This is a genomic window from Streptomyces sp. NPDC050211 (assembly GCF_040656035.1).
Lineage (GTDB): Bacteria > Actinomycetota > Actinomycetes > Streptomycetales > Streptomycetaceae > Streptomyces.
On the sequence record NZ_JBFALC010000023.1, the window covers coordinates 20653 to 32937 of the forward strand.

The 12285-nt window shown below is 69.0% G+C and carries 11 protein-coding genes and 1 tRNA gene; 8 read left to right on the top strand and 4 right to left on the bottom strand.

What is annotated here, in order from left to right:
- Positions 1–59 precede the first annotated feature (59 nt).
- The 3 genes from AB0I98_RS22935 to AB0I98_RS22945 are packed head-to-tail and all read left to right on the top strand — an operon-like array spanning position 60 to position 2052.
- The gene (locus AB0I98_RS22935) at positions 60–536 is read left to right on the top strand and encodes a septum formation initiator family protein (RefSeq protein ID WP_362944541.1); all 477 of its coding nucleotides are present in this window, start codon (positions 60–62) and stop codon (positions 534–536) included.
- A 26-nt stretch (positions 537–562) separates the two neighbouring features.
- Complete coding sequence (locus tag AB0I98_RS22940) at positions 563–1093, top strand: DUF501 domain-containing protein (RefSeq protein WP_362944543.1); 531 nt, start codon at positions 563–565, stop codon at positions 1091–1093.
- A complete protein-coding gene (locus AB0I98_RS22945; RefSeq protein WP_362944545.1) occupies positions 1090–2052 on the top strand; it encodes a Ppx/GppA phosphatase family protein in 963 nt (320 codons plus the stop codon). The genes AB0I98_RS22940 and AB0I98_RS22945 overlap by 4 nt, the downstream gene beginning before the upstream one ends.
- A 42-nt stretch (positions 2053–2094) precedes the next feature.
- On the opposite strand, the gene AB0I98_RS22950 is transcribed toward AB0I98_RS22945, so the two are convergent.
- Entirely contained in the window at positions 2095–2307 is a 213-nt protein-coding gene (locus AB0I98_RS22950) for a hypothetical protein (RefSeq protein ID WP_362944547.1), read from the bottom strand.
- 521 nt (positions 2308–2828) lie between these two features.
- On the opposite strand from AB0I98_RS22950, the gene AB0I98_RS22955 reads away from it, so the two are divergent.
- Positions 2829–4220 (top strand): NAD(P)/FAD-dependent oxidoreductase, encoded by a 1392-nt coding sequence (locus tag AB0I98_RS22955; RefSeq protein WP_362944549.1) that lies wholly within the window; start codon positions 2829–2831, stop codon positions 4218–4220.
- A gap of 189 nt (positions 4221–4409) precedes the next feature.
- Complete coding sequence (locus tag AB0I98_RS22960) at positions 4410–5699, top strand: cyclopropane-fatty-acyl-phospholipid synthase family protein (RefSeq protein ID WP_362944551.1); 1290 nt, start codon at positions 4410–4412, stop codon at positions 5697–5699.
- Positions 5700–5751: 52 nt separating this feature from the next.
- Here AB0I98_RS22960 and AB0I98_RS22965 read toward each other — a convergent pair whose 3' ends face one another.
- Both AB0I98_RS22965 and AB0I98_RS22970 read right to left on the bottom strand, forming a co-directional pair.
- On the bottom strand, positions 5752–8286 hold the full coding sequence (locus AB0I98_RS22965; RefSeq protein ID WP_362944553.1) for an FtsX-like permease family protein: 2535 nt from the start codon (positions 8284–8286) through the stop codon (positions 5752–5754).
- The gene (locus tag AB0I98_RS22970) at positions 8286–9056 is read right to left on the bottom strand and encodes an ABC transporter ATP-binding protein (protein WP_362944554.1); all 771 of its coding nucleotides are present in this window, start codon (positions 9054–9056) and stop codon (positions 8286–8288) included. The genes AB0I98_RS22965 and AB0I98_RS22970 overlap by 1 nt, the downstream gene beginning before the upstream one ends.
- A gap of 418 nt (positions 9057–9474) precedes the next feature.
- On the opposite strand from AB0I98_RS22970, the gene AB0I98_RS22975 reads away from it, so the two are divergent.
- The 3 genes from AB0I98_RS22975 (at position 9475) to AB0I98_RS22985 (ending at position 11939) form a co-directional block, all read left to right on the top strand.
- Positions 9475–9557, top strand: a tRNA-Leu gene (locus AB0I98_RS22975).
- Positions 9558–9674: 117 nt separating this feature from the next.
- Positions 9675–10850 (top strand): 4-hydroxybenzoate 3-monooxygenase, encoded by a 1176-nt coding sequence (locus tag AB0I98_RS22980; protein ID WP_362944556.1) that lies wholly within the window; start codon positions 9675–9677, stop codon positions 10848–10850.
- Between the two features lie 177 nt (positions 10851–11027).
- The gene (locus AB0I98_RS22985; RefSeq protein WP_362944558.1) at positions 11028–11939 is read left to right on the top strand and encodes a Bax inhibitor-1/YccA family protein; all 912 of its coding nucleotides are present in this window, start codon (positions 11028–11030) and stop codon (positions 11937–11939) included.
- Between the two features lie 84 nt (positions 11940–12023).
- Here the strand turns inward: AB0I98_RS22985 and AB0I98_RS22990 are convergent, their stop codons facing one another.
- Positions 12024–12254 (bottom strand): DUF4287 domain-containing protein, encoded by a 231-nt coding sequence (locus AB0I98_RS22990; protein WP_210576407.1) that lies wholly within the window; start codon positions 12252–12254, stop codon positions 12024–12026.
- Between the last annotated feature and the right edge of the window lie 31 nt (positions 12255–12285).

Genomic DNA, 12285 nt, shown 5'->3' on the forward strand with positions numbered 1-12285 from the left:
CCGTACTCGGTCCCGTACCGTGTGCGGGGACGTACGCACGTATGAAGGGGAGGCGGGTCATGGCGGTCAAGGACCGGGACCGATTCTCCACCGCGACCAGGATCCGGCTGCTCGGCGAGCAGACGGCGGCCCGCGTCTACCGGTCCCAGACCAAACGCCAGGCCCGCCGCTCCCGGCTGACCGGCCGCGCGGCGCTGCTGGCACTCGTCCTGTGCTCGCTGGTCGTGGCGCTCGCCTATCCGATAAGGCAGTACGTCTCCCAGCGCGCCGAGATCGCCGATCTCGAGCAGCAGAAGCAGCAGGCCCAGCAGCGGGTCGAGCAGCTGCGGGACCTCAAGGCGCGCTGGCAGGACGACGCGTACGCCCAGCAGCAGATCCGGCGGCGGCTGCACTATGTGATGCCGGGGGAGACCGGGTTCATCGTGGTCGACCCGCACGCGGCGAAGCAGTCGCGCGCCGACACCGGGGCGGCGGACCGCCCCTGGTACCTGAACGTCTGGGACGGGGTCGACAAGTCCGACGCCTCCGCCCAGTGAACTGACAGAGAGAATGTCGTACGAGGATGCAAACGCCCCCGCCGTCCACTCCGCGCACCGAGCCCACCGACGCGGACGTCGAGGCCTTCAAGCAGCAGCTCGGGCGTCCGCCGCGCGGGCTGCGTGCCATCGCGCACCGGTGCCCGTGCGGGCAGCCGGACGTCGTGGAGACGGCGCCGCGACTGCCCGACGGGACGCCCTTCCCGACGCTGTACTACCTGACGTGCCCCAAGGCCGCGTCGGCGATCGGCACGCTCGAGGCGAACGGCGTCATGAAGGAGATGACGGCGCGTCTGGAGACCGACCCGGAGCTGGCCGCCGCGTATCGCTCCGCGCACGAGGACTACATCCGGCGCCGGGACGAGATCGATGAGCTCAAGGGCTTTCCGAGCGCGGGCGGTATGCCGGACCGGGTGAAGTGTCTGCATGTGCTGGTCGCGCACTCGCTGGCCGCGGGGCCCGGCGTCAATCCGCTCGGCGACGAGGCCATCGAGATGCTGCCGGAGTGGTGGCGCAAGGGGGCGTGTGTGACGGCGCCGAAGGAGGACGAGCAGTGACCCGCCGCGTCGCCGCCATCGACTGCGGTACCAACTCCATCCGGCTGCTCGTCGCCGACGTGGACCCTCAGAGCGGTCAACTCGTCGATCTGGACCGACGTATGACGATCGTGCGGCTCGGGCAAGGCGTGGACCGGACCGGGCGGCTCGCGCCTGAGGCGTTGGAGCGGACGTTCGCGGCGTGCCGGGAGTACGCGGCGGTCATCAAGGAGCACGGGGCGGAGCGGCTGCGGTTCGTGGCCACCTCGGCTTCGCGGGACGCCGAGAACCGGGACGAGTTCGTGCGGGGGGTGCTGGACATTCTCGGGGTGGAGCCCGAGGTGATCTCGGGCGATCAGGAGGCGGAGTTCTCGTTCACGGGGGCGACGAAGGAACTGGCGGGGAGCGATCACCTCGACAAGCCGTACCTCGTGGTGGACATCGGGGGCGGCTCCACCGAGTTCGTCGTGGGCGAGGAGCATGTGCGCGCCGCGCGCTCCGTGGACGTCGGCTGTGTGCGGATGACGGAGCGGCACCTCGTACGCGATGGCGTCGTGTCCGACCCGCCGAGCGAGCAGCAGATCGCTGCCATGCGCGCCGACATCGACGCCGCCCTCGACCTCGCCGAGCAGACGGTTCCGCTGCGCGAGGCGCGCACGCTGGTCGGCCTGGCCGGATCGGTCACCACGGTCTCCGCCATCGCGCAGGACCTGCCCGAGTACGACCCCGCCGCCATCCACCACTCCCGCGTCTCGCACGACCGGGTCCGGGAGATCACCGAACGGCTCCTGCACTCCACCCACGCCGAGCGCGCGGCCATCCCCTCCATGCATCCGGGGCGCGTGGACGTGATCGGTGCGGGCGCCCTCGTACTCCTGTCGATCATGGAGCGGATCGGCGCCGAGGAAGTCGTCGTGAGCGAGCACGACATCCTCGACGGCATCGCCTTCAAGGTGGCAGAAGACCCCGGCTCCTCATAGAGAGGAACCGGGGCCGTCGCCGCAGCCCGGGCGGGCTGTCCGTCAGTTGCAGAGTAGGACGATGAGGCCGCTGCACCCCCCATCGTCGCCATGGCCGCCACCCTTGGCCGGAGTGGCCTTTACGGCGGCGTGAGTGGCGGGTGTCGCGGCGGCGGATGCGGTCGTCACCGCGCCCATCGCAAGAGCGATACCCAGGACCGCGCTGACTGCGCCTATTCGCGAAGTGGCCTTCTTGGCCAGCTGTGAAGTGCTCATGCGGGCACGCTATGCACACTTCTGTCCAATATCGCGCGGAGCGTGGCTGACGGGTGAACGACACGCACCGGTGGCGTAGCTCTCGTTTATTACTCATCGGTAGCCATCGGCTGAGCAGGCCGGATAACGTATGAGCGCATCCGAGGGGCGTGACACGCCGCTCCGCGGCACCCCGCCGGAAAAGTTCGTGAAGTTCTTCACAAGGAATTCTGCCCTGTTGAGCGACGAACGGGCCCCGGTTGGTCCTTCCGGGTGGTCCGAGGGCCTGTGGACGTGCTCGGGAGTGCGTGACGGAGACGTTGCGCGAGGGTGTCGCGGAGGGTGTTTCGAGGGGCTCACGCGGGCCCCGGCGGAGCGGAGAGGCAGCTCACGCGGCATTGACAACGGGTCGACCGGTACGGTGGTTCCACCCGGTCGGCATGACCTGTGTCACGCGGGCCGCGCAGAATAACACACCCTCTGCCGGAGCTTGTGAAGGGGCGCACGAGCCACCCCCCTGGGGCAGGTGGATACTCGATGGCATGAGCACCACGGAGCGTCCCAGGATCCTCGTAGTAGGCGGTGGGTACGTAGGCCTGTACGCAGCTCGGCGCATTCAGAAGAAGATGCGCTACGGCGAGGCGACCGTCACGGTCGTCGACCCCCGGTCGTACATGACCTACCAGCCCTTCCTCCCCGAAACCGCCGCCGGCAACATCTCCCCTCGCCACGTCGTCGTCCCGCTGCGACGTGTGCTGCCCAAGGCGGAGGTCCTCACCGGCCGGGTCACCACCATCGACCAGGACCGCAAGGTCGCCACCGTCGCCCCGCTGGTCGGCGAGGCGTACGAGCTGCCCTTCGACTACCTGGTCGTCGCGCTCGGCGCGGTCTCCCGCACCTTCCCGATCCCCGGCCTCGCCGAGCAGGGCATCGGTATGAAGGGCATCGAGGAGGCCATCGGCCTGCGCAACCACGTGCTGGAGCAGCTCGACAAGGCCGCCTCCACCACCGACGAGGAGATCCGCCGCAAGGCGCTCACCTTCGTCTTCATCGGCGGTGGCTTCGCCGGCGCGGAGACCATCGGCGAGGTCGAGGACATGGCCCGCGACGCGGCCAAGTACTACACCAACGTCTCGCGCGAGGACATGCGGTTCATCCTCGTCGACGCCGCCGACAAGATCCTTCCCGAGGTCGGCCCCAAGCTCGGCCAGTACGGCAAGGAGCACCTGGAGGCCCGCGGGGTCGAGGTCTACCTCTCCACCTCCATGGACTCCTGCATCGACGGCCACGTGGTGCTGAAGAACGGCCTCGAGGTCGACTCCAGCACCATCGTGTGGACCGCCGGCGTCAAGCCCAACCCGGTCCTCTCTCGCTACGGCCTGCCGCTCGGCCCCCGCGGTCACGTCGACTGCGAGCCGACCCTCCAGGTCAAGGGCACCGACTACATCTGGGCCGCCGGCGACAACGCCCAGGTCCCGGACCTCATCGGCCGCAAGGCGGGCAACGAGAACGCCTGGTGCCCGCCGAACGCCCAGCACGCGCTGCGTCAGGCCAAGGTGCTCGGCGACAACGTGATCTCCGGTATGCGGGGCTTCCCGCAGAAGGACTACGCCCACGCCAACAAGGGCGCGGTGGCCGGGCTCGGCCTCCACAAGGGCGTCGCGATGATCGTCATGGGCAAGATGAAGATCAAGCTCAAGGGCCGGCTCGCCTGGTACATGCACCGCGGCTACCACGGTCTGGCCATGCCGACCTGGAACCGCAAGGTCCGTGTCTTCGCCGACTGGACCCTCGGCATGTTCCTCAAGCGCGAGGTCGTCTCCCTCGGCGCGATGGAGCACCCGCGCGAGGAGTTCTACGAGGCCGCCAAGCCGGCGCCGGCGCCTGCGGCGGCGACGCAGAAGAAGACCGAAGAGAAGGCCAAGGCCTCCTGACGGGCTCCGATCGCTGAACGAACCGAAGGGCCTCCCGCCATCCGTGGTGCGGGAGGCCCTTCGGCGTTGTAGCTGTTGGCTACAGCTGTTTTGCCCAGTTGTAACGCTCTTGGGGGACTGCGCACTCCCCCTGTATTTGTTTACGTGGTGTGGGGACATTCCGGGATCCCCGTCATGGAGGTGTGCGCCATGCCAGACGCCGCACAGCGGCTGAAGAGCCTCGTCGAACAGATGCTGGGAGCCCCGCTCCCGGTGCGCATCCGCGCCTGGGACGGTTCGCAGGCGGGGCCGCCGGGTGCGCCGACCCTCGTCGTACGCAATCGCCGCGCCGTGCGCCGGCTGCTGTGGAAGCCGGGCGAACTGGGCCTCGCCCGTGCCTGGGTCGCCGGTGACCTGGACATCGACGGTGACCTCTACACCGCCCTCGACCTGATGTCCGGGTTCATCTGGGAGCGCGGGGAGGACGACCGGACCCTCGTCCAGGCGCTGCGCGACCCCGAGGTGCGGGCCGCCGTACGCGGACTGGTGAAGCTCGGCGGACCCGCGCTGCCGCCCGCCCCGCCCCGCGAGGAGGTCCGCCGCGGTCGCGCCCACCTCCACACCAAGCGCAGCGACAGACGCGCCATCAGCCACCACTACGACGTCGGCAACGACTTCTACGAGATCGTCCTCGGCCCGTCCATGGTCTACTCGTGCGCCTACTGGGAGGACGCCGGGACGCTGGAGGACGCCCAGCGCGACAAGCTCGAACTCATCTGCCGCAAGCTCGCCCTGACGCCCGGTCAGCGGCTGCTCGACGTCGGCTGCGGCTGGGGTTCCATGGCCATCCACGCCGCCCGTGAGCACGGCGTGAGCGTCGTCGGCATCACCCTGTCCCACGAGCAGGCCGCGTACGCCCGTAAGCGCGTCGCGGGCGAGGGGCTGACGGACAAGGTGGAGATCCGGGTGCAGGACTACCGGGACGTCGCCGACGAGCCGTACGACGCGATCTCCTCCATCGGCATGGCCGAACACGTCGGCTCCGCCCGCTACCTGGAGTACGCCCGCACCCTGTACGCCCTGCTCAAGCCCGGCGGACGGCTGCTCAACCACCAGATCGCCCGCCGCCCGCAGCGCGACGAGTCGACGTACAGCGTGGACGATTTCATCGACTCCTACGTCTTCCCCGACGGCGAACTCGCCCCCATCGGCACCACGGTGACCCAGCTGGAGCGAGCGCAGTTCGAGGTGCGGGACGTCGAGGCGATCCGCGAGCACTACGCCCTCACCCTGCGCCGCTGGGTCGCCAATCTGCAGGCCGACTGGGCCCATGCGGTACGGCTCACCAGCCCGGGCCGCGCCCGCGTCTGGCTGCTGTACATGGCGGCCTGCGCGCTGTCCTTCGAGCACAACCGCATCGGCGTCAACCAGGTGCTGGCCGTCCGCACACCCGCATCGGGTGACTCGGGGATGCCGCTGCGCTCCCGCATCTGGGCCTGAAACGCCAAGGGCCCCGCTCCCTCCCGGGAGCGGGGCCCTTGTGCTCGTACGGCTATTCCGTCTTGATCGCGTTGAGCATGTTCAGCCTCGCGGCGTTGCGGGCCGGCCACAGGGCGGCCAGGACGCCGACCAGTCCGGCCAGCACCAGGAAGATCCCGATCCGGTCCCAGGGCAGGACCAGCGCGTAGCCCGGGATCTCTTCTGCGATGGTCTCGCCGATCGCCCAGCCGAGGAACGAGCCGAGACCGATGCCGATGACCGCGCCGAACACCGAGATGACCACGGCCTCCAGCCGGACCATCCGCTTCACCCGTCGCCGGTCGAGACCGATCGCCCGCAGCATGCCGATCTCCTGCTGCCGTTCGAAGACCGACATCGCGAGCGTGTTGACGACGCCCAGCACGGCGATGATCAGGGCCATCGCCAGCAGGCCGTACATGATGTTCAGCAGGGTGTTGATGGCGCCGCCGAACTCGTTGCGGATGTCCTGCTGGTCCATGATCGTGATCGCGGGGTTGTCGCCCAGCGCGTCGGTGAGGACCTGCTCGTTCGCCGCGGTCGCGCCGCCGTCCGTCTTCACGAAGATCTGCGGGATGTACGGCCTCACCTCGTGCGGGTTCACGACCTTGGTGTCGATGAGCACGGGGGAGAGGAACTCGCTGTCCTTGTAGACGGCGCCGACCGTCAGCGTGGCCTTCTTCTCGTCGGTGTAGGTGACGTTGACCCTGTCGCCGGTCTTCCAGCCCTTGCTCTTGGCCGTCTTCTCGGCGACCGCGATCTGACCCTTGGCGAGCGAGTCGATGTCGCCGCTGACGACGTCGACGTTCAGGACGTGCTGGATGGCGCCCGGGGTGACCCCCGAAGCGGACACCCAGTCGTCGGCACCGACCATGAGGCCGACGTCCTGCTGCGGAGAGACCGCCGAGACGCCCTTGGCCTTCTCCAGCGCCGTCAGTGCGGACTGGTCGAGGTCCTGGCCGTTCGCCATCGAGACCATGTAGTCGGCCTTGATGTTGTCCGTGGTCATCTTGTCGATGGCCGTGCCGACCGTGACACCGAGCACCGACAGGCCGGTCACCAGCGTCAGTCCGATCGCCAGCGCCGAGGCGGTGGCTCCGGTGCGGCGCGGGTTGCGGACCGCGTTCTGGCCGGCCAGCTTGCCGGCCACCCCGAACGGGCCGACGAGCAGCGGACGGACGAGCGCGATCACGGGCCGGGACAGCAGCGGGATCAGGATGATCACACCGACCAGCGCGAAGAACGCGCCCACCCCGATGTACATCCGGCCGTCGCTGCCGCCGGTCGAGGCACCCGCCACGATCGCGGCCGCGCCGAGGCCGGTGATGGCCGTACCGATGGAGTTGCGCAGCACCAGCGACTTGGTGGTGGCCACCGCGTGGAGGCTGTTCATGGCCGCCACCGGCGGGATCTTCGCGGCCCGGCGACCGGGCAGCCAGGCGGCGAACATCGTGAGCAGCACACCGACGGCGATCGCGGCGATCACCGGTGTGACGGACAGGATCAGCGGGCCGTCCGGCATCTTCATGCCGAACGCGGCCATCCCGGACCGCAGACCGACCGCGAGCCCGACGCCGAGGACGAAGCCGATCAGCGAGGCGACCAGGCCCACCACCGCGGCCTCGGCGAGTACCGAGCGGGTGATCTGCTTGCGCGACGCACCGACCGCCCGCATCAGGGCGATCTCCCTGGTGCGCTGGGCGACCAGCATCGTGAAGGTGTTGGAGATCAGGAAGATCCCGACGAAGAGCGCGATGCCCGCGAAGCCGAGCAGGACCTGCTTGAGACTGCCAAGACCCGACTCGATCTCTTCGGCCTGCTGGTCCGCGAGCGCCTGGCCGGTCTCGGCCTCGGCGTTCTCCGGCAGCAGCTGCTTGACCGCGGCCAGGATCTTCGTGTCGGTCGCGCCGGGGGCGGCGGAGACGGTGGCGCTCTCGAAGTAGCCCGGCTTGAGGTACTGCTTCTGGGCGACGGCGGTGTCGAACAGGACGAGGCTGCCGCCGGCGTTCACCGCGCCGTCCTCGGTGGTGAACACACCGCTGAGGGTGAACTCCTTCACCGGCCCGTTGGTGGCGACCCGGACCCGGTCGCCGACCTGGTACTCGCCCTTGGCCGCGGACTCCTTGTCCAGGGCGATCTGACCGTCCTTCACCGGGCCGGAGCCCTCGGTGAACGTGTAGGCGGGGTCCTTGCCGTCCTTGCCGGGGGCGAAGTTGGACCCCTTGTTGGACCAGCCGACGCCGATCAGCTTCCCGTCGGGGTCGGCGACCCCGGCGAAGCCATCGACGCGGCCGGACACGGCGGCGACGCCGTCCACCGCGGAGACCTTGTCGAGGGTCTTGCGGGAGAGGCCGGGCTCTTCCTTGGCGTCGTCGGTGTTGGCGTACGAGGTGATGGAGACGGCGACGTCGTCGTAGCTCTTCGCCGACTGGTTGCGGAAGGCGTTGGAGAGGGTGTCGGCGAAGACCAGGGTGCCGGAGACGAACGCGACGCCGAGCATCACGGCGAGCACGGTCATCAACAGCCGGGCCTTGTGCGCGAGTACGTTGCGCAGGGCGGTGCGGAACATCAGCTGGTGCGGCCCTTCGCGTCGAACTGCTTCATGAAGTCGAGCACGTTGTCCGCGGTCGGCCGGTACATCTCGTCGACGATCCGGCCGTCGGCGAGGAAGACCACCCGGTCCGCGTACGCGGCGGCCACCGGGTCGTGCGTGACCATCACGACCGTCTGCCCCAACTCCCGTACGGAGTTGCGCAGAAAGCCCAGCACCTCGGCGCCGGAGCGCGAGTCGAGGTTTCCGGTCGGCTCGTCGCCGAAGATGATCTCGGGCCGGGAGGCGAGCGCGCGGGCGACCGCGACGCGCTGCTGCTGGCCGCCGGAGAGCTGGGTGGGGCGGTGGCTCAGCCGGTCCCTCAGACCCACCATCTCGATCACGTTGTTCAGCCACTGCTTGTCCGGCTTGCGGCCGGCGATGTCCATGGGCAGCGTGATGTTCTCCAGCGCCGTCAGCGTCGGCAGCAGGTTGAACGCCTGGAAGATGAAGCCGATCTTGTCCCGGCGCAGCCTCGTCAGCTGCTTGTCCTTCAGGGAGCCCAGCTCGGTCTCACCGATGCGCACGGAACCGGAGGAGAAGGTGTCGAGGCCGGCCACGCAGTGCATCAGCGTGGACTTGCCGGACCCGGACGGGCCCATGATCGCGGTGTACTCGGCCTGGCGGAACTCGATGGAGACCCGGTCGAGGGCGACCACCTGGGTCTCGCCCTGTCCGTAGATCTTCGACAGATCCGTGGCGCGCGCGGCCACGGCGGTGGCCCGGCCGGCGATGGATGCGGTGGTCACGAGAAGGCGCTCCTGAGGACGACGGTGATGTGCTGGGGACGTCATCCATCGTCCCGGCCGTCCCTCGCCGTGTAGTCACCCGCTGTTCTGGTTCCGGGGGGCGACTTCGGTCGGACCGCGGGCGGTTGTGTCATACCTGGGGATGACGCTCGACCCTGAACCGAGGCCCGCTTGAAGAACGACACGGAGGCCACTCGTCAAGAACAGGTGGAGCCCCCTCGTTCGGGCGGTGAAATTCCGTCATTCCGTATACGCCACCGGGCACCGCACGAAAGGCTGGTGGCAAGTGCGGATGGCGCGTTCCGCGTGCTGATGCACCCTCAGGCGTCAATAAAATAAGACAACATGGGTCCGCCCGTCCGCTGTTCGAGGGATGCGTCCCGATAGGCTCGGAACCTCGATGCGGAGCCCATGGCCTGCCCGGATGGTGGAATGCAGACACGGCGAGCTTAAACCTCGCTGCCCCTCGCGGGCGTACCGGTTCAAGTCCGGTTCCGGGCACCTTCCGACCTTCGCGCGGCCGCCTTCGCGGCCGCTTCTTGACTTCGTGCCTGCGCCGTCGGAGACTCGCGTTCAGAAAATGGTGAATAAAAATTCACTACACGAACGGAGCGATCGATGCGCACCACCGTCGGCATCATCGGAGCCGGCCCCGCCGGGCTCCTTCTCGCCCGGCTGCTCCACAACGCCGGGATCGACTCGGTCGTCCTGGAGAGCCGCGACCGCGCCTACGTGGAGCAGCGGCAGCGCGCCGGGATCCTGGAGCAGGGCACGGTCGACGTGCTGCGCGCGGCCGGGGCCGGGGAGCGCATGGACCGGGAGGGGCTGCGGCACGACGGTATCGAGCTGCGCTTCGACCGCAGGCGCCACCGCGTCGACTTCCCGGAGCTGACCGGCGGCCGGTCCGTGATGGTGTACGCGCAGACCGAGGTCTGCAAGGACCTCATCGCCCTCCAGCTCAAGGAGGGCGGCCCGCTGCTGTTCGACGCCGAGGCACTGGCCGTCGAGGGCGCGGAGACCGGCAGCCCGCGGGTGCGGTTCCGGCACGAGGGGCGTGAGGACGTCCTGGAGTGTGAGTACGTCGTCGGCTGCGACGGCTTCTGGGGAGTGGCCCGGCAGGCGATCCCCGCCGAACTCACCCGCACGTTCGAACGGACGTACCCCTTCGGCTGGCTCGGCATCCTCGCCGACGTACCGCCCTCCCACGACGAGCTGGTCTACGCCCGCCACGACCGCGGCTTCGCCCTTCTGTCCATGCGCTCCCCGTCCGTGTCCCGGCTCTACCTCCAGGTGCCGGAAGGCACCGACGCGCAGGAGTGGTCCGACGCGGCGATCTGGGACGAGCTGGAGCGGCGCTTCGAGACCGCCGACGACTGGCGGCTGGAGCGCGGGCCGATCACCCAGAAGTCGGTCACGCCCATGCGGTCGTACGTCCATGAGCCCATGCGGCACGGGCGGCTCTTCCTCGCCGGGGACGCCGCGCACATCGTGCCGCCCACCGGGGCGAAGGGGCTGAACCTGGCCGTCGGGGACGTCGTCACCTTCGCGCGGGCACTGTCGTACGAGAAGGAGACCGGTTCGGCGGAGCGGCTCGACGCCTATTCGGAGACGTGTCTACGGCGGGTGTGGCAGGCCGAGCGGTTCTCCTACGACATGACGACCCTGCTGCACCCCGCCCCCGACGCCACCGCCTTCGAGGACCGGCTGCAGCTGGCGCGGCTGGAGCGGATCGCGGCGTCCCGGGCGGCCGAGACGGACCTCGCCGAGGGGTACACCGGGTTTCCGTTCGGGTGAGGCCATGTCGCAGGTTGGTCATGAGTGCGGCCCACCCGTGCCGGGAATCAAGCGCCCGCGTAGCGTGTTGCGCAGCACGACGAGGGAAAGATCCTCCCCAAGCACTAGGGTCAATCCTTTGCCTACCTATTACTCTTGAGCCAAGGCAGCCACGCAGGGTGGCCATGGAGGAGTGAAATGAGGAGCAGCAACCCGGTCTTCTCGCGACGGGGGTTCAGCCGCGACAACGGCCACGCGGGCTTCAACACCGCGCCGCAGGCCGGGGGCGCAGCTGTGGGCACGCAGGGCAACCCGTACGCGCAGCCGCAGGCCGGCAACCCGTACGCGCAGAACCCCTACGCGCAGAACCCGTACGCCCAGCAGGACCTGCAGCACGGCGCTCCGCCGCAGGCCCCGGTCACCACCGGCCGCATGACGATCGACGACGTCATCATGCGCACCGGTACCACGCTCGGCGTTCTGATCGTCACGGCCGCGCTCGCCTGGGCGCTGCTGCCCGTCGACGACGCGAACATCAGTCGGTCGTACGGCATCGGCATCGGTGCCGCGCTGATCGGCATGGTCCTGGCCCTGGTCCAGGCCTTCAAGCGCAAGGCCTCGCCTGCGCTGATCCTGGCGTACGCGGCGTTCGAGGGTGTCTTCCTCGGCGTCCTGTCCAGCATCGTCGACAACCGCATCGCCGACGGCGCGGCCATGCAGGCCGTGCTCGGCACGATGGCGGTCTTCGCCAGTGTGCTGGTGGCGTACAAGGCCGGCTGGATCCGCGTCAACCGCCGGTTCTACGGCTTCGTGATGGCGGCCGCGCTCGGCTTCATCATGCTGATGGTCATCAACATGCTGTTCGCCGTCTTCGGCGGCGGCGACGGCCTCGGCTTCCGCAGCGGCCCGCTCGGCATCATCTTCGGTGTCGTCGGCATCCTGCTCGGCGCGTGCTTCCTCGCCCTGGACTTCAAGCAGGTCGAGGACGGCATCGCGTACGGAGCGCCGCGTGAGGAGGCGTGGCTGGCGGCCTTCGGCCTCACGCTGACGCTGGTCTGGATCTACATGGAGTTCCTGCGGATCATCGCGATCCTCAACAGTTCCGACTGACTTCGGACTGAAGCAGCGACTGATCCACGTCGGTTGTGCGGAAGGGCCCCGGGTTCGCTCGGGGCCCTTCTCCGTTGTGCGCGCCTAGAAGAACTTGCGCGCGGCCCTCCTCAGGTCGTACTCGTGAATGATCGCCTTCGCGTGGCCGTACGCGAGGTTGTGTTCGTGCCGGAGCCAGCTGACCTTCTCCTCGAAGCGGAAGAGGGCGGGGCCTTCGTCGACGGTGCGGAGCCAGTCGGATACTTCACGACCGGTGCAATGCGGGATGCGGGCGAGCATGTTGCGGTGGGTCTCCTCGGAGAGGACGTGGGACATCGGCGCCTCCGGACGCATGGGATGTAAGCCG